Raw genomic sequence first — 16,324 nt, 5'->3', positions numbered from 1 at the left:
TAAGTTATTCCGGCCACCCTAAACGACTGTAGGAGCGAGCCGGCTCGCGATTGGGGCCTGACATTCACCATTTTGGTTGACTGTCAGACCGCTATCGCGAGCAGGCTCACTCCTACAGGGGTACTGCGTTTTTACTTAGTGAAACAGTACCGCCGTCTTCTGCAGGGTCACCCAAACACCCCACGCCAACGGAATGCCCACCACCAGCCACGCGGCGATCGCAAACGGCTTGGAGCCCGGCGCGGCTTTCCACTCCAGCACTGTGCTGCCGTCAGCGCCCTTGTCATGGCCCAGCGCCTGTTCGGCGGCCAGTTCAGCGTCGGACATGAAGTACTTGTCAGCGACCGGACGCACCATCAGGTTGCAGATAAAGCCCAGCACCAGCAAGCCGGCGAGGATGTACAGGGTGATGTCGTAAGCGGCAGCGCGTTCAACGCCGATGCTCAGCTGATATTCACGCAGGTAGTTCACCAGTACCGGACCGAGCACACCGGCCGCCGCCCACGCCGTCAGCAGACGACCGTGGATCGCGCCGACCATTTGCGTACCGAACAGGTCGGCCAGATAAGCCGGAACGGTCGCGAAACCACCACCGTACATCGACAGCACGATGCAGAACGCCGCCACGAACAGTGCAACGTTGCCCAGGTGACCAAGGTTCGGGATCAACGCGTACAGCGCAAAGCCCAAGGCAAAGAACACAAAGTAAGTGTTTTTACGGCCCAGGTAGTCGGAGAACGACGCCCAGAAGAATCGACCACCGATGTTGAACAAGCTCAGCAGACCCGTGAAGCCGGCAGCAATTGCAGCAATGGAAGCCAGTTGACCAGCGTCCAGCTGACCGAACGGCAGATCCACACCGATCAACTTGCCACCGAACACTTCCTGCAACAAAGGCGACGCCATGCCAAGGATGCCGATGCCCGCCGAAACGTTCAGGCACAGCACCAGCCAGACCAGACGGAATTGCGGGGTTTTCCAGGCAACGTTCACGTGAACGTGGCGATTGGTGATCATCGCGTTCGAGGCTTTTTTCGCCGGAGCAGTCCAGCCTTCTGGTTTCCAGCCGGTTGGCGGAACGCGATAGGCCAAGGCGCCACCGATCATGAAGACGAAGTAAATCGCCGCCATGGCCACGAAGCTCTGCCAGACGCCGACGCCTTCAGCCGAACCAAAGTGGCTCATCAGAGCGGTCGCCAGCGGCGCACCGACCATCGCACCACCACCGAAGCCCATGATCGCCATGCCGGTCGCCATGCCGCGCTTGTCCGGGAACCACTTGATCAGGGTCGACACCGGCGAAATGTAGCCAAGGCCCAGACCGATACCGCCGATCACGCCCGATCCGATCCACATCAGCCAGATCTGGTGGGTATAAATACCCAGCGCCGAAATCAGCAGACCGCCGCACCAGCACAAAGCCGAGACGACGCCTGCCTTACGAGGACCGGCGTGTTCGAGCCAGCCACCCCAGATCGCTGCCGAGCAGCCAAGGAAGATGAAGAACAGGGTGTAGATCCAGCCGAGCATGGAGATCGGCCAATCGCATTGCGACGAGAAAACTTGTGCGATGAAGCTTATGTCCGGCGCGCAAGCCACCGGTGCGGTCACGCCCAGCGCCTTGGACAGCGGCAACCAGAACACCGAGAAGCCGTAGGCCATGCCGATGCACAGATGGATGGCCAGAGCGGCCGGTGGCACCAGCCAGCGGTTGAAACCGGGCTTGGCGATGATGCGTTCCTTGGACAGGAACGCAGGCTGATCGGCTTTAAAGCCGTCCGCCGTGATGCTTGTGCTCATTGTGTATCCCCCAATTATTAGTATTGTTCGTCAACCACTGCTCCACCCCGGCCTTATGCACGCAGGCATGACCGTTTTTTTGCGGGTGAAGCTCCTTGAAAGCGCGACGTTAAGTCGCAGAGGGGCAGACGAACGCGCGAAGGTTAACATCCTCAGGTGACAGAAAAACCAAACTGATATCACCTTTTTTCATGTCGTCTGATCTCATACCTCTTGGAAAGCCTCGTGCCGCCCCTTGTCAAAGCGCTGAAAGCTCCCAGTTAGAAGGATCGGCCGGACTTGCAAAAGATTGACCGCAATATGACTACAAGGGTGAACCAAGATCAGAAAATGGCGTCGCAAGCGGGCGCTCTTGCGTCTGATGACCCCGACCGGGAATGATCCAGCGCTATACTCCCCGGCTAAATTACAAATTCGACTAACTACAAGGACTCGCCCATGAAAGCGTTCGGCAAAATCCTGGGTCTGGTACTTCTCGGGCTGTTGCTGATCATCGTGGCACTGGGCTTTGCCCTGACCCACTTGTTTGATCCCAACGATTACAAAGACGAGATCCGCCAGATTGCCCGCGACAAGGCCCACATCGAGCTGACGCTCAATGGCGATATCGGCTGGAGCCTGTTTCCGTGGCTCGGGCTGGAATTGCACGAAGCCAGTGTCGCGACCTTGGCCAAGCCTGCCGAGCCTTTCGCCGACTTGCAGATGCTTGGCCTGTCTGTACGCGTGCTGCCGCTGCTGCGCCGCGAAGTGCAGATGAGCGATGTGCGGGTCGAAGGCCTGAACCTGCGCCTGAACCGCGACAAGGACGGCCACGGCAATTGGGAAGACATCGGCAAGGTGCCGGCGCCTGCCACCCCTGCCGACGCCCCGCCCGCCTCCAGCGAGCCCACTCCAGAAACCACCGTAAAGACGGAAAAACCGGCGCAACCGGTTCGCCTCGACATCGACAGCCTGACCGTCAACAACGCCCGCGTTGAATACACCGACGAGAAGACCGGCAAGCAGTTCAGCGCCGAAAGCATCCAGTTGAGCACCGGACCGATCCACGACTCGACGAACATTCCGATCAAGGCCACCGCGTTCCTTGGCACCAATCAACCTGTGCTGCGGGTGCGTACCGAACTCAGCGGCGAGTTGCGCTTTGAACGCGCCGTTCAGCGCTACAAGTTCGAAGATCTGAAGCTGACCGGCGAACTGGCCGGCGACCCGCTGCAAGGCAAAACCGTGACCTTCGCCGCCCAGGGCCAGTTGCTGCTGGACAAGGCTGCGAACGTCGCGGAGTGGACCGGCATCAAGATTTCCGCCAACCAGTTGCGCGCCTTGGGCGAACTGAAAGCCAACGACCTCGACAAGACGCCGCAGATTACGGGCGGCATTTCCATCGCTCAGTTCGATCTGGCGAAGTTCGTCGACAGCATCGGCCAGACACTTCCAGCCATGGCCGAAGGCAGCCTGAGCAAGGTCGAACTGGTCAGTCGCATCGCGGCCACGCCAACCAGCGCCTCCCTCGACAACATCAACCTGAAACTCGATGACAGCAGCTTCAGCGGCCGTATCGCCGTTGAAGATTTCGCCAAGCAATCGCTGCGGGCGATCCTCAAGGCTGACACCTTCAACGTCGACCGCTACCTGCCGCCGAAATCCGCCGAGGCCAACAGCGCGACCCAAGTGCGTCAGGCCGAAGTCGCCAGCACCGAAGCCGATGCCATGGCCGGCGCCGGCAGCACGCCGCTGCCGGACAAACCGAGCAAAAGCGCCTGGAGTACCGAGCGTCTGTTGCCGGTCGAGCGCCTGAGCAAACTCGATGTCGATGCTGACCTGACCTTCGGTCAGTTGACCCTCGATAAACTGCCGATCCAGAACGCCGCGCTCAAAGCCAAAGGCCAGAGCGGCCTGCTGACTCTGGAGAGCTTGCGCGGCGAACTGTACAACGGCGACTTCGAAGCCAAAGGCACGCTGGACGTGCGCCAGACCGCGCCGGTATTGAACCTGCAAACCCGGATCAACCGCGTGCCGGTGGAAAAAATCCTCGAAAGCCAAGGCAAGAAGCCGCCCGCCACAGGCCTGGTGACGCTCACCAGCAACATCACCGGCAGCGGCAACAGCCAGCAGGCGCTGATTGAAACGCTGAACGGCAACGCCAGTTTTGTCATCAACAACGGTGTGCTGCTCAATGCCAACCTCGAACAGCAGCTGTGCAAAGGCATCGCCACGCTCAACCGCAAAACCCTCAGCGGCGAGCCACGGGGCAAGGACACGCCGTTCCAGGAGCTCAAGGGCAACCTGACCTTTCGCAACGGCGTGGCGAGCAATCCGGATCTCAAAGTGCGCATCCCGGGCATGACCGTCGACGGCGACGGCGACATCGACCTGAAAGTGCTCGGTATGGACTATCGCGTCGGCATCATCGTTGAAGGTGACCAGGGCCCGATGCCGGATCCGGCCTGTCAGGTCGGCGATAAATTCGTCGGCATTTCGTGGCCGCTGCGCTGCCGTGGCCCGCTGGAATTGGGTGCCAAGGCCTGCCGTCTCGACAACGAGCGCATGGGGCAAGTCGCGGCCCAATTGGCCGGCGACAAGCTCAGCGAAAAGATCGACGAGAAACTCGGCGACAAAGTCAGCCCGGAACTGAAAAACGCCTTGAAGGGGCTGTTCAAACGATGAGAGCGGAGCAATTTTCCACGGCGGTGCTGGAGTGGTTCGACCACCACGGCCGCCACGACCTGCCCTGGCAGCAAGGGATCAACCCCTATCGGGTGTGGGTCTCGGAGATCATGCTGCAACAGACTCAGGTCAGCACCGTGCTCAATTATTTCGACCGCTTCATGGCCGCGCTGCCGACGGTCGAAGCCTTGGCCGAAGCGCCGGAAGACGAAGTGCTGCATCTGTGGACAGGCCTGGGTTACTACACCCGCGCGCGCAATTTGCAGAAGACCGCGAAAATCGTCGTCAGCCAGTACGGCGGCGAATTTCCTCGGGACGTCGAAAAACTCACTGATCTGCCGGGCATCGGCCTGTCCACCGCCGGCGCAATTGCCAGCATCAGCATGGGCCTGCGCGCGCCGATCCTTGACGGCAACGTCAAACGGGTGCTGGCGCGCTTTACCGCGCAAGAGGGCTACCCCGGCGAGCCAAAGGTTGCCAAACAGTTGTGGGCCAACGCTGAGCGCTTTACGCCCCATGACCGCGTCAACGCCTACACCCAGGCGATGATGGATCTCGGTGCAACGCTCTGCACGCGCAGCAAGCCGAGCTGTCTGCTCTGCCCGCTGGAAAAAGGCTGCGAGGCGCACATGCTCGGTCTGGAGACTCGCTATCCGATTCCCAAGCCACGCAAAGCCATTCCGCAGCGACGCACGCTGATGCCGATGTTGTCCGACGGCGACGGCGCGATTCTGCTTTATCGTCGCCCTTCAACCGGATTGTGGGGCGGTTTGTGGAGCCTGCCGGAACTCGACGACCTCGACGACCTGCAACATCTGGCCGATCAACACTCGCTGGAACTGGGCGAGCAGCAAGCGCTACCGAGCCTCGTCCATACGTTCAGCCACTTCCAGTTATCCATCGAACCCTGGCTGGTTCAGGTGCAGAAGGCCGGCCATCACGTGGCCGAGGCCGACTGGCTCTGGTATAACCTCGCCACCCCGCCGCGCCTGGGCCTTGCCGCCCCGGTCAAAACCTTGCTCGAACGCGCGGCCGCCGTATTGAATGCAGGAGTGTCGCCATGACCCGCACCGTAATGTGCCGCAAGTACAAAGAACAACTCGAAGGCCTCGAACGCCCACCGTACCCGGGCCCCAAGGGCCAGGACATTTTCGACAACATCTCGGCCAAGGCCTGGGCTGACTGGCAGAAGCACCAGACCCTGCTGATCAACGAAAAGCGCCTGAACATGATGAACGCCGACGGCCGCAAATTCTTGCAGGGCGAAATGGACAAGTACTTCTCCGGCGAAGAATACGCCCAGGCCGAAGGCTACGTGCCGCCGTCGGAATAATCGCGAAAAATCGGGGGTCGTATCGTAGGCGACGGTAATAATTAAAATTTTTTTGAAAACTTGCTTGACGACCCCCTGAAAAACCCGTTTAATGCGCCCCGTTGCCCAGATAGCTCAGTCGGTAGAGCAGGGGATTGAAAATCCCCGTGTCGGCGGTTCGATTCCGTCTCTGGGCACCAAATACCGAAAACCCTGAATCGCAAGATTCAGGGTTTTTTTATGCCCGGGATTTGGTGAGTTCTGGTTTCAGCCCAAGGCACACTACTCTTCCCCATCCCAGTGGAATACCAAATTACGCACGCCGGAGCCTATGTCAGTGGTGTTTCTGCGACTGATGCCATTGCGGGTTGCTATCACGGTGTATTTGCCGGGCGACAACTGCACATACACCAACGGCCCGGCCTGATTCAGGCTCAATACGGTTTGGCCTGGCGCCCTCTCGATCACTACGCCTACGTCTGGCACGTATTTATCCTCCACGCCGATGGAAAAGATCATGTGCAAGTTGTAGCCGCTGGCCTGCTGAATCGCTCTGGATTCATCCTCACCAATTCCGCCGGACAGGTAATTGATGCCGTTTTGTTGCTGTCGCTGCACTTGCACAGCGGTGCTATCGATTGGCTCCAGATTGGCGGCCTCCAACATCAACGGGAAAACAAGCAAGCAAACGGCCGCCAAAGACAACAGCAGTGAATGGCTTTTCATGATGGCTGACTCCCGGCTTAGCAAAACTCAACGGTTCCTACATATGGATTTTTGCTTCGCGCTCGCGTTTTAGAATTATTTGAACTTGAAGCCGGCGCGAAACGGACTACACATCGTATTCCGCAAACGCTGTTGTCATCAGAACGTTTCTGCACACTCCATCCGCAGTTTCCCGCCGTATTACCAGCCTCGCCCGACATCGCCGCACAGCGCTTCTTGTCATGCTCTGACTTCTGTTTCTCCTGCTACGGAAGACCTGATGAGCCAGCTAAAACCTGTTGAAGCGCAAGATCCTAAGATCGATTCACTGCTGGGCGAACTTGGCGACCTCATACGCCAGGCCCGGCAAAAGGTGCTGCGTGCGGTCGACACCATCCAAGTACAGACCTGCTGGCAGATTGGTCGGCATATCGTCGAGTTCGAGCAGCAAGGCGCCCAACGGGCGGGCTATGGCAAGCAGTTGCTCGCCTTGTTGGCGAAAGATCTGACGGCTCAATTTGGAAAGGGCTTTGACGCCTCCAATCTCCGATACATGCGCCTCTTCTACCACGCGTTTCCAATTCGTGACGCACTGCGTCACGAATTGAGCTGGACCCACTATCGCCGGTTGTTGCGCGTCGAAAGCGAGAAAGCTCGCCTGTGGTACATGGACGAATGCGCCAGCCTCAACTGGTCTAGCCGCGCCCTCGATCGCCAGATCGATACGCTCTACTACGAGCGCCTGCTATTGAGCCAGGACAAGGCGGGCGTGATCGAGGAAGCCACTACCAACATCGAGGCGCTGCACTGCAATCCCCGCGAGTTCATTCGCGATCCCGTCATCCTCGAGTTTCTTGGATTACCCTCAGCAGGCAAGGTCAACGAAAGTGGCCTTGAACAAGCGCTGATCGATCACCTGCAAAGCTTCCTGCTCGAACTGGGCAAAGGCTTCTCCTTCGTCGCCCGCCAGCAACGCATCAGCACCGACGGCTCGGATCTGTACATCGATCTGGTGTTCTACAACTACCTGCTCAAATGCTTCGTCATTATTGATTTGAAACGCGGCCAACTCACCGCAGGGGATGTCGGGCAAATGGACATGTACGTGCGCATGTACGACGAACTCAAGCGCAGTGAAGGCGACAAGCCGACGGTAGGGATCATTCTGTGTGCACAAAGCAATGAGTCCGTGGCGCGCTACTCGATGCTCAAGGGTAACGAGCAATTGTTTGCCAGCAGCTACAAAACGGTATTGCCGAGCGTGGAAGAACTTCGGGCGGAGCTGAATCGGGAACAGGCCTTGATCGAAGAGCGCATGCGAAACCACTCCACGGAATAGACCTTGCTGATTGTTCCCGGGCGATGCCGGGACTATTGTTGGCAGCTACCCTCGAAGGTCGAGAGCCATGAGTTTTCAGGACACGCCCGCCCTGGAAGATGTTCAGTTGCAGCCATCATCTGCATCCGCCATACAAGACGCACCCTTCCAGGAACTCACCTCCGACGGCTTCGTCCTGGGCGGATTCACCTGGCGCCATGCCTCGCCCGATCCCCAGCGCCCCGTGGTCATCGTCAACGCCGCCACCTCCGTACGTTGCCGCCACTATTCGCGCTTCGCTGCTTACCTGTTCGGCCATGGCTTCGATGTCATCCTTTACGACTACCGAGGCATCGGCGCCTCGCGACCTGGAAGAATGAAAGGACTTGAAGCGTCCTGGTCGGACTGGGGTGTCCTGGACTTCGAGGCCATGCTCAAACGCGCACAGCGGGAATTTCCCGGACAACCCATCGATGTGGTTGGCCACAGCTTTGGCGGCTGTGCCGCGGGACTGGGAGCGTCAGGGCATCTGATCCGGCGGCTGGTGACGGTCGGTGCTCAATTTGCTTATTGGCACGATTACGCACCGGCGCATCGCTGGCGCATGTTCGGCAAATGGCACGTGCTGATGCCGCTCCTGACGCTGCTCTGCGGCTACTTTCCCGGCAAGCGCCTCGGCTGGCTGGAAGACACGCCCGCAGGTGTCGTGCGCGACTGGAGCACGCCGACTGATCGCTACGAACGTCGCCCCAGCGGTCGCGCGCTCATGGCGAAACACGGGCGACTGCCCTTCGCCAATGTCCGCGCACAAACGCTGGCAATCAGCATCAGCGACGATCCCTACGGCACGATCCCGGCGATCGAACGCCTGCTCAACTACTTCAGCAGCGCCAACCGAACCCACCTGCGCATCGCCCCTTCGGACATCGGCGAAAAAGAAGTTGGTCATTTCGCCTTTTTTCGCAGCGCATACCAAGCCACACTATGGCCCATCGCACTGACCTGGCTGCAAACCGGCGAACTGGCCCCCGACACACCCGGGCGGCAAGTTCTGCGCAGCTGAACCCCTTTCAACGCACCACGGACAACGCTCATGGCTTCCGCCAACAAGCAGCAAAAACGCGCTACCCGGGCCAAAACCAAGGCCAAGCAGAACCGCACCAAGCGTGCCGAAGCACCGGTCGAGCTGGATCCGAACGACGATCGCATCGATTTCGAGTCGGTGGATCTGACCGAGCTGTTCAAGAAAATGATCGACGCCGAGAAAGTCAGCCAGCAGTCGCTCTGCGCCGCTTTCCTCGAAGATCCGTTGCTGGAACTGGTTTATGAACAGGAAGGCGAAGAAGGCGCGATGGATTTCATCCTCGCCGCGCTGATCGAGTACCGCCAATGGTCGACAGAGACCGACGAAGCCGGCGCTTTGGCGTGGATCGAATCCCCGGCCTTCCAGGCCGACTATGTGGCGGCATCCGATGCGATCGCCGCGCAAACCCAACAGAAGAACTGAATTCCCATGGCATCTCTTAACAAGCAACAGAAACGCGCCAAACGCGCCAAGGCCAAAGCCAAGCAGATCCGCATGGTCGGTCGCAAACCGCTGGATCAGGACGACGACCTCGGCCACCTCGCCGAGCCGATCCCGGAATACACCTTGGCGATGTTCAGCAAAATGCGCGACGCCGAAGCCATCGGCCGTCACGACATGCTGATGATCCTGCTGCAGGAACTGGCCCTCATCATCAGCGACCATCCTGAACTGCTGGACTTGGAAAACGCCGAAAACGAAGAAATGGCCGCCACCCACCTCGCCGCCGACATGCTGATCGACTACCGCATGTGGGCCGACGGCATGGATCGCGAGACCGCCCAGGTCTGGCTGACCCAGCCGCAATTCATCACTGATTTCGGTACGGCGCTGGATGCTTATGGGCGGTCGCTGGAAGAGGAAGAAGACAAGGGCGAATGACACCGCCCGCAAACAAAAACGGCCGCTCGTCATCACTGACAGCGGCCGTTTCACGTTACCCGTTGCGGATCAATTCAACACCACCGCCCCGCGCCGTTCAGCCTTGCGCCGGCGAGACCCCAACAGACCGGCCACCACCACCATCAGGCTGAGCAAACCGGTGGCGAGGATTTCAACACGATGGGCCTCCTGGAACAGCATGATCGTCAGGGCCGCGATGATGAACACAATCACCGCATAAGTAAGGCCCGGGAACAGCCACATGCTGAAGACGATTTTTTCGCCGCGGGCCATGCGCTGTTTGCGCATGCGCAGTTGCGAAAACGCGATCACCAGGTACACCAGCAACGCGATGGCGCCGGAGCTGGCCAGCAAAAATTCGAACACAGCGGCCGGCGCCACGTAGTTGGCGAAGGTTGCCAGGAACGCGGCGCCGGTCGACAACATCACCGCCCAGTAAGGCGTGCCGCTTTTGTTGGTGCGGGTCGACATGGCTGGCGCGTCGCCGCGCTTGCCGAGGGAGAACAGCATCCGCGAGGAGGTGTAGAGCGCCGAGTTCAGGCAACTGGTCACCGCGACCAGCACCACGATGTCGACGATCATTTTCGCGTTAGGAATGCCCATGCGTTCCAGCACGGTCTGATAGGAACCGAGGTTTGCCAGTACCGGATCGTTCCATGGCACCAGCGCCACGACGATGAAGATCGAGACGAGGTAGAACAAGCCGATCCGCCAGATCACCGAGTTGGTGGCCTTGGAGATCTGCTTGCCTGGATCTTTCGATTCGGCGGCCGCGATGGTCACGATTTCGGTGCCCATGAACGAAAACATGGTGGTCAGGATTGCGCCCAGCACCGCGCCCATGCCGTTTGGCAGGAAGCCGCCGCTGTCGAACAGGTGCGAAACGCCACTGACCTGGCTGTTCGGCAGGAAACCGAAAATCGCCGCGATACCGAGGCCGATGAAGCCGATGATCGCCAGCACTTTGATCAGGGCGAACCAGAATTCGAACTCACCGTAGTTTTTAACGCTGAACAGGTTGGTCACGGTCAGCAGCAGGGTGATGACCAGCGCGAACGCCCAGATGTCCACGCCCGGGAACCACGCATGGAGGATAGTCGCGGCGGCGTTGGCCTCCAGCGGAATCACCAGCACCCAGAACCACCAATACAGCCAGCCGATGGTGAAACCGGCCCAATGACCGATCGCACGGTCGGCGTACGTCGAGAAAGAGCCAGTGTCAGGCGAGGCAACCGCCATTTCACCGAGCATGCGCATCACCAGCACCACGAGCATGCCGGCAGCGGCATAAGCGAGGAGTACGGCGGGGCCGGCGGCGGCGATGGCGTGGCCGGAGCCAACGAACAGGCCAGCACCGATCACCCCGGCGATCGACAGCATGGTCACATGACGCGGTTTGAGCCCCTGTTCGAGGCCATTGGAGCTTGGATTACTGCTCATTGAATCTACCTTTGCAGAAAAACAGTGCATTCCGTCCCGTCTGGCGTTCCTTCTCGTAAAAAGAATCCAACGGGGCGTTTCTTATTCTGCACGCAATAATTACGCCAAAATATTTCAGACTCCCGATTTTCCGGGGTTCAGCATCGAACCAAACGATGATCGCAACCCATTGAGATTAATGGCATTTCGCCAATCCGTTACCCTGCGACTCACTTTTTAAACGAATTTGCGCACCAGAAACACACTGAAAAAGTGTCGGATGCACAATAAAAGGGCAAATGCACTACGTTGCGCCGGTTAGCGCTTCCAACACCCCGCCAAAGCTGGCAACATCGCGCCTTTTTTTACGCGACACCGGCCGGGAAAACCGTTCGAACACCCGTTCGGTTGTTGATGGGGCGACAGTCTGCTGCGCCGATGCGACACCCCGCCACATGCCACCCGTTAACCGCCCCTGGCGCTGTTGGCTGCCGTTTAAACGCTATGCTAGCTTGGCCGCCTCGCCAGGAAGGCCAGCCAACAGCAGGAGCGCAACATAGATGAGGAACGCACATGGCTGAGGCCACGCCCGCGCTTGAAATCCGCAACTTGCACAAACGCTACGGAAAGCTTGAGGTGCTCAAAGGCATCTCGCTGACCGCCCGCGACGGCGACGTGATCTCGATCCTGGGTTCTTCCGGTTCCGGCAAGTCCACGTTCCTGCGTTGCATCAACCTGCTGGAAAATCCGCATCAGGGCCAGATTCTTGTGGCCGGCGAAGAACTCAAGCTCAAAGCCGCCAAAAACGGCGAACTGGTTGCCGCCGACGGCAAACAGATCAATCGCCTGCGCAGCGAGATCGGTTTTGTATTTCAAAACTTTAATCTGTGGCCGCACATGAGCGTGCTCGATAACATCATCGAAGCACCACGCCGCGTGCTCGGTCAAAGCAAGGCCGAAGCCATCGAAGTCGCCGAAGCCTTGCTGGCCAAGGTCGGCATCGCCGACAAGCGCCACGCCTACCCGGCGCAACTGTCCGGCGGCCAGCAACAACGCGCGGCCATCGCCCGCACCCTGGCCATGCAGCCGAAGGTGATCCTGTTCGACGAACCCACCTCCGCCCTTGACCCGGAAATGGTTCAGGAAGTACTTAGTGTCATCCGCGCTTTGGCCGAAGAAGGTCGCACCATGCTGCTCGTGACCCACGAAATGGGCTTCGCCCGTCAGGTCTCCAGCGAAGTGGTGTTCCTCCACCAGGGCCTGGTAGAAGAGCAAGGATCGCCACAGCAGGTGTTCGACAACCCGCTTTCGGCGCGCTGCAAACAATTCATGTCCAGCAACCGCTAACGGAGCTACCCGCATGCAGAACTACAAAAAGGTCTTTTTGGCCGCCGCCGTCACCCTGGCGTTCAGCGCCGGTGCCATGGCCGAAACCCTGAAAATGGGCATCGAGGCGGCCTACCCGCCGTTCAACAATAAAGACGCCAGCGGCAATGTCGTCGGTTTCGACAAAGACATCGGCGACGCCCTCTGCGCCAAGATGAAAGTTGAATGCTCCGTGGTCACGTCCGACTGGGACGGCATCATCCCGGCCCTGAACGCGAAGAAGTTCGACTTCCTGATCTCCTCGCTGTCGATTACTGAAGAGCGTAAGGGCGCGGTGGACTTCACCGACCCGTACTACTCGAACAAGCTGCAATTCATCGCCCCGAAAAACGTCGACTTCAAAACCGACAAGGACTCGCTCAAAGGCAAGACCATCGGTACGCAGCGCGCCACCCTGGCCGGCACTTGGCTGGAAGACACCTACGCTGACGACATCAAGGTCAGCCTTTATGACACCCAGGAAAACGCCTACCTCGACCTGACCTCCGGTCGCGTCGACGCGATCCTCGCCGACAAGTACGCCAACTATGACTGGCTGAAAACCGACGCCGGCAAGAACTACGAGTTCAAAGGCGACCCTGTGGTCGAAAGCGACAAGATCGGCATCGCTGTGCGTAAAGGTGACCCGTTGCGCGAGAAGTTGAACGCTGCCCTGAAGGAAATCGTCGCTGACGGTACTTACAAGAAGATCAACGACAAGTACTTCCCGTTCAGCATCTACTGATCCTGACCTGCGGGGCCAGCGCCGTGATTCGACGGCGCCGGCTCCCGACCTTGCCTGCCGCGATTTGAACAGAAATCCATGATTATCGACCTCTACGGATTCGGCCCGGCCCTCGCTGCCGGCGCGCTGATGACCGTCCAACTGGCTCTGACGGCCCTGTGCCTGGGACTGGTGCTCGGTCTGCTCGGCGCCTTGGCCAAGACTTCGCCGTACAAGCCGCTGCAATGGCTTGGCGGCACCTATTCGACGCTGGTGCGCGGCGTCCCGGAATTGCTCTGGGTGCTGCTGATCTACTTCGGGTCGGTCAATTTGATGCGCGCCCTCGGTGAGTTCTTCGGCAATCCCGATCTGCAACTCAATGCCTTCGCTGCCGGCGTCATCGCATTGGGCCTGTGTTTCGGCGCCTACGCCACGGAAGTGTTTCGCGGCGCGCTTCTCGCCATTCCCAAGGGCCACCGCGAGGCCGGCCAGGCCCTGGGCTTGTCGAAGTGGCGGATTTTCACCCGGTTGATCATGCCGCAGATGTGGCGCATCGCCCTGCCCGGGCTGGGCAACCTGTTCATGATCCTGATGAAAGACACCGCACTGGTGTCGGTCATCGGTCTTGAAGAAATCATGCGTCACGCCCAAATCGGCGTGACCGTGTCCAAACAACCGTTCACCTTCTATATGGTGGCCGCGATCATGTACCTGGGCCTGACGGTGCTGGCGATGACCGGCATGCATTTCCTGGAAAAACGCGCCGCTCGCGGCTTCGCGAGGAGCGCTTAATGAACTGGGAAGTCATCATCAAGTGGCTGCCGAAACTGGCCCAAGGCGCGACCCTGACCCTGGAACTGGTGGCCATCGCCGTGATCGCCGGTTTGCTGCTGGCCATTCCGCTGGGCATCGCCCGTTCTTCGAAGCTGTGGTACGTGCGCTCGTTGCCCTACGCCTACATCTTCTTTTTCCGTGGTACGCCGTTGCTGGTTCAACTGTTCCTCGTCTATTACGGACTGGCCCAGTTCGACGCGGTACGCAACAGCGCGATGTGGCCGTACCTGCGCGATCCGTTCTGGTGCGCCACCGCGACCATGACCCTGCACACCGCCGCCTACATCGCGGAAATCCTGCGCGGTGCGATTCAGGCTATTCCGCCGGGTGAAATCGAAGCCGCGCGGGCACTGGGCATGTCCAAACCCAAGGCGATGTTCTACATCATCCTGCCGCGCGCTGCGCGCATCGGCCTGCCGGCCTACAGCAACGAAGTGATCCTGATGCTCAAGGCCAGCGCGCTGGCGAGCACTGTGACCCTGCTGGAATTGACCGGCATGGCGCGCACAATCATCGCCCGCACCTACCTGCCGGTTGAGATTTTCTTCGCCGCCGGCGTTTTCTATCTGTTGATGGCTTACGTGCTGGTTCGCGGCTTCAAGCTGCTGGAGCGTTGGCTGCGCGTCGATGCCTGCCAAGGACGCTGATTCTTCCGACGTGCTGACGGGCGAGGCCTTACTCGCCCGCTTCACCGCGCTGGATGGTTTTCTGACAAAGCACCAGGCGTTATGGAAGCCTCGCCCGTTCACACATCTGCAATTGCCTTGGGAAACGTCCTACCCGGAATTGGCCAAATGGCTACGCGGGCGGTCACTGGAAGACGCGGAAAACGCTCACAACCACCCAGCCGGTCTGACAGATGCGCCGGAGCCTTTCGCCTCGCTGGCACGACTATCGGCGGAACTGAGCGCGGTCGGCGAATCACCTGCTCATGCGCTGGAGGCAGCGGGTCATCGATTGAATGTCGATGTACCGGGGCGCAAGTGGCAGCAGATCGAAGCCTTCGCCAGTCGCCTGTCGTTTGCTGCCGAACCTGAGCATTGGCTGGACTGGTGTTCGGGCAAAGGGCATCTGGGTCGAAGGCTCTTGAGCGCGGATCAGCAACTCACTTGCGTGGAATACGATCCAGCGTTGGTGGCCAGTGGTGAGGCGCTGAGTCGGCGCCATCATTTGCGTGCGCTGCATGTCGAGCAAGACGTATTAGCGGCAAGTGCGGCAAACGTCTTACACGTCGACCACACCCCGGTCGCGCTGCATGCTTGCGGCGAGTTGCACGTGCGCCTCATGCAACTCGCCAGCGCCGCCGGATGCCGTCACATGGCAATCGCGCCGTGCTGCTATAACCGGATCAATCGCCCCGAATATCAGGCATTGTCTTCGGCCGGACTGCGATCTGACCTACAGCTTTCGCTCGATGATCTGGCGTTGCCGATGAATGAAACGGTCACCGCCGGTACACGCGTCCGACGCCAACGAGACACCTCGATGGCTCGACGCCTTGCATTCGACCTGTTGCAACGGCAAGCACGCGGTATCGACGAATACCTGTCCACGCCATCGCTGCCCAGCGCCTGGCTGGACAAACCGTTTGCCGATTACTGTAAGGATCTGGCGGCGCTCAAAGAGTTATCCACAATCAACAATGCCGATTGGCCGGCTCTTGAAACGGCAGGCTGGCAGCGGTTGGCCGAAGTCCGCAATCTGGAATTGCTCCGCGGACTTTTCCGACGGCCCTTGGAGTTGTGGCTCACCCTTGATCGAGCTCTATTCCTGACCGATCGAGGTTACGTCGTGCGGCTCGGCATCTTCTGCACCGCGTCGCTGACCCCGCGCAATTTTTTATTACTTGCCGAACGCAACTAACGCGTCGCAACCTGTGGATAACTCTGTTGATGGTTTTGAGGTGGATCCAATATCCACGCCTGTTTCGGCCGTGTAACAGGCTTGGTCATTTTTTGTTCACATGAATAAAAAACCAGTAAAACAGGGTGTTGCGGGCAAAATGAGAACGCGTCCACGAAATCAAGCTTAAGCACGCATCGGAGCCTCTCGATTGTGCATAAGCTCAAGCTGAAAACGACATAACCGCCTAAACCGGGACGCCCAAAGCAGACAATTGCGCCGGCCAATGACCCTTGCTATACAGGCTGTCACCGTGCCGCTGACGCACAAAACAACAAGAACATCCGACGGACA

15 protein-coding genes and 1 tRNA gene are annotated in these 16,324 nt (G+C 59.2%); 13 read left to right on the top strand and 3 right to left on the bottom strand.

Features of this window, described 5'->3' with window-relative positions:
* Nucleotides 1–135: 135 nt before the first annotated feature.
* Complete coding sequence (locus tag GIW69_RS08245) at nt 136–1,800, bottom strand: OFA family MFS transporter (protein WP_236481633.1); 1,665 nt, start codon at nt 1,798–1,800, stop codon at nt 136–138.
* A 438-nt stretch (nt 1,801–2,238) separates the two neighbouring features.
* Here GIW69_RS08245 and GIW69_RS08240 point away from each other — a divergent pair, with 438 nt between their 5' ends.
* The 4 genes from GIW69_RS08240 (at nt 2,239) to GIW69_RS08225 (ending at nt 5,976) form a co-directional block, all read left to right on the top strand.
* Complete coding sequence (locus tag GIW69_RS08240) at nt 2,239–4,464, top strand: AsmA family protein (RefSeq protein ID WP_236481631.1); 2,226 nt, start codon at nt 2,239–2,241, stop codon at nt 4,462–4,464.
* Nucleotides 4,461–5,528 (top strand): A/G-specific adenine glycosylase, encoded by a 1,068-nt coding sequence (mutY, locus tag GIW69_RS08235; protein WP_236481629.1) that lies wholly within the window; start codon nt 4,461–4,463, stop codon nt 5,526–5,528. Before GIW69_RS08240 ends, mutY begins: the two co-directional genes overlap by 4 nt.
* Nucleotides 5,525–5,797, top strand: a complete 273-nt coding sequence (locus GIW69_RS08230; RefSeq protein WP_236481627.1) for an oxidative damage protection protein — start codon at nt 5,525–5,527, stop codon at nt 5,795–5,797. Before mutY ends, GIW69_RS08230 begins: the two co-directional genes overlap by 4 nt.
* A 103-nt stretch (nt 5,798–5,900) precedes the next feature.
* A tRNA-Phe gene (locus tag GIW69_RS08225) sits at nt 5,901–5,976 on the top strand.
* Nucleotides 5,977–6,058: 82 nt separating this feature from the next.
* Here the strand turns inward: GIW69_RS08225 and GIW69_RS08220 are convergent.
* A complete protein-coding gene (locus GIW69_RS08220; RefSeq protein ID WP_236481625.1) occupies nt 6,059–6,502 on the bottom strand; it encodes a carboxypeptidase regulatory-like domain-containing protein in 444 nt (147 codons plus the stop codon).
* Nucleotides 6,503–6,761: 259 nt separating this feature from the next.
* Here GIW69_RS08220 and GIW69_RS08215 point away from each other — a divergent pair, with 259 nt between their 5' ends.
* The 4 genes from GIW69_RS08215 (at nt 6,762) to GIW69_RS08200 (ending at nt 9,765) form a co-directional block, all read left to right on the top strand.
* Nucleotides 6,762–7,820, top strand: a complete 1,059-nt coding sequence (locus GIW69_RS08215) for a PDDEXK nuclease domain-containing protein (RefSeq protein WP_236481623.1) — start codon at nt 6,762–6,764, stop codon at nt 7,818–7,820.
* Between the two features lie 67 nt (nt 7,821–7,887).
* The gene (locus GIW69_RS08210; protein WP_236481622.1) at nt 7,888–8,862 is read left to right on the top strand and encodes an alpha/beta fold hydrolase; all 975 of its coding nucleotides are present in this window, start codon (nt 7,888–7,890) and stop codon (nt 8,860–8,862) included.
* 30 nt (nt 8,863–8,892) lie between these two features.
* A complete protein-coding gene (locus tag GIW69_RS08205; RefSeq protein ID WP_236481621.1) occupies nt 8,893–9,306 on the top strand; it encodes a hypothetical protein in 414 nt (137 codons plus the stop codon).
* A gap of 6 nt (nt 9,307–9,312) precedes the next feature.
* A complete protein-coding gene (locus tag GIW69_RS08200) occupies nt 9,313–9,765 on the top strand; it encodes a hypothetical protein (protein ID WP_236481620.1) in 453 nt (150 codons plus the stop codon).
* Nucleotides 9,766–9,834: 69 nt separating this feature from the next.
* Here GIW69_RS08200 and gabP read toward each other — a convergent pair whose 3' ends face one another.
* Entirely contained in the window at nt 9,835–11,226 is a 1,392-nt protein-coding gene (gene gabP / locus GIW69_RS08195; RefSeq protein ID WP_236481619.1) for a GABA permease, read from the bottom strand.
* 552 nt (nt 11,227–11,778) lie between these two features.
* Between gabP and GIW69_RS08190 the strand changes: the two genes are divergently transcribed.
* The 5 genes from GIW69_RS08190 (at nt 11,779) to GIW69_RS08170 (ending at nt 15,991) form a co-directional block, all read left to right on the top strand.
* Nucleotides 11,779–12,552 carry an ABC transporter ATP-binding protein gene (locus tag GIW69_RS08190; protein ID WP_236481618.1) on the top strand — a complete coding sequence of 258 codons (774 nt, stop codon included), beginning with the start codon at nt 11,779–11,781 and terminating at the stop codon, nt 12,550–12,552.
* Between the two features lie 13 nt (nt 12,553–12,565).
* Nucleotides 12,566–13,315: an ABC transporter substrate-binding protein gene (locus tag GIW69_RS08185; RefSeq protein WP_236481617.1), complete on the top strand. Its 750-nt coding sequence runs from the start codon at nt 12,566–12,568 to the stop codon at nt 13,313–13,315.
* A 78-nt stretch (nt 13,316–13,393) separates the two neighbouring features.
* Entirely contained in the window at nt 13,394–14,086 is a 693-nt protein-coding gene (locus GIW69_RS08180; RefSeq protein ID WP_236481616.1) for an ABC transporter permease, read from the top strand.
* On the top strand, nt 14,086–14,775 hold the full coding sequence (locus tag GIW69_RS08175; protein WP_236481615.1) for an ABC transporter permease: 690 nt from the start codon (nt 14,086–14,088) through the stop codon (nt 14,773–14,775). The genes GIW69_RS08180 and GIW69_RS08175 overlap by 1 nt, the downstream gene beginning before the upstream one ends.
* Nucleotides 14,756–15,991: a methyltransferase gene (locus GIW69_RS08170; RefSeq protein WP_236481614.1), complete on the top strand. Its 1,236-nt coding sequence runs from the start codon at nt 14,756–14,758 to the stop codon at nt 15,989–15,991. Before GIW69_RS08175 ends, GIW69_RS08170 begins: the two co-directional genes overlap by 20 nt.
* Nucleotides 15,992–16,324 lie beyond the last annotated feature (333 nt).

The organism is Pseudomonas syringae (assembly GCF_021605415.1).
Taxonomy (GTDB): domain Bacteria; phylum Pseudomonadota; class Gammaproteobacteria; order Pseudomonadales; family Pseudomonadaceae; genus Aquipseudomonas; species Aquipseudomonas syringae_S.
Note: the sequence above shows the minus strand (reverse complement) of the source record. Positions and strands in the feature narration are given on the sequence as shown.

Coding starts and splice junctions, on each gene's coding strand:
- GIW69_RS08245 (WP_236481633.1), bottom strand. CDS start 1,800: ATGAGCACAAGCATCACGGCGGACGGCTTTAAAGCCGATCAGCCTGCG.
- GIW69_RS08240 (WP_236481631.1), top strand. CDS start 2,239: ATGAAAGCGTTCGGCAAAATCCTGGGTCTGGTACTTCTCGGGCTGTTG.
- mutY (WP_236481629.1), top strand. CDS start 4,461: ATGAGAGCGGAGCAATTTTCCACGGCGGTGCTGGAGTGGTTCGACCAC.
- GIW69_RS08230 (WP_236481627.1), top strand. CDS start 5,525: ATGACCCGCACCGTAATGTGCCGCAAGTACAAAGAACAACTCGAAGGC.
- GIW69_RS08220 (WP_236481625.1), bottom strand. CDS start 6,502: ATGAAAAGCCATTCACTGCTGTTGTCTTTGGCGGCCGTTTGCTTGCTT.
- GIW69_RS08215 (WP_236481623.1), top strand. CDS start 6,762: ATGAGCCAGCTAAAACCTGTTGAAGCGCAAGATCCTAAGATCGATTCA.
- GIW69_RS08210 (WP_236481622.1), top strand. CDS start 7,888: ATGAGTTTTCAGGACACGCCCGCCCTGGAAGATGTTCAGTTGCAGCCA.
- GIW69_RS08205 (WP_236481621.1), top strand. CDS start 8,893: ATGGCTTCCGCCAACAAGCAGCAAAAACGCGCTACCCGGGCCAAAACC.
- GIW69_RS08200 (WP_236481620.1), top strand. CDS start 9,313: ATGGCATCTCTTAACAAGCAACAGAAACGCGCCAAACGCGCCAAGGCC.
- gabP (WP_236481619.1), bottom strand. CDS start 11,226: ATGAGCAGTAATCCAAGCTCCAATGGCCTCGAACAGGGGCTCAAACCG.
- GIW69_RS08190 (WP_236481618.1), top strand. CDS start 11,779: ATGGCTGAGGCCACGCCCGCGCTTGAAATCCGCAACTTGCACAAACGC.
- GIW69_RS08185 (WP_236481617.1), top strand. CDS start 12,566: ATGCAGAACTACAAAAAGGTCTTTTTGGCCGCCGCCGTCACCCTGGCG.
- GIW69_RS08180 (WP_236481616.1), top strand. CDS start 13,394: ATGATTATCGACCTCTACGGATTCGGCCCGGCCCTCGCTGCCGGCGCG.
- GIW69_RS08175 (WP_236481615.1), top strand. CDS start 14,086: ATGAACTGGGAAGTCATCATCAAGTGGCTGCCGAAACTGGCCCAAGGC.
- GIW69_RS08170 (WP_236481614.1), top strand. CDS start 14,756: ATGCCTGCCAAGGACGCTGATTCTTCCGACGTGCTGACGGGCGAGGCC.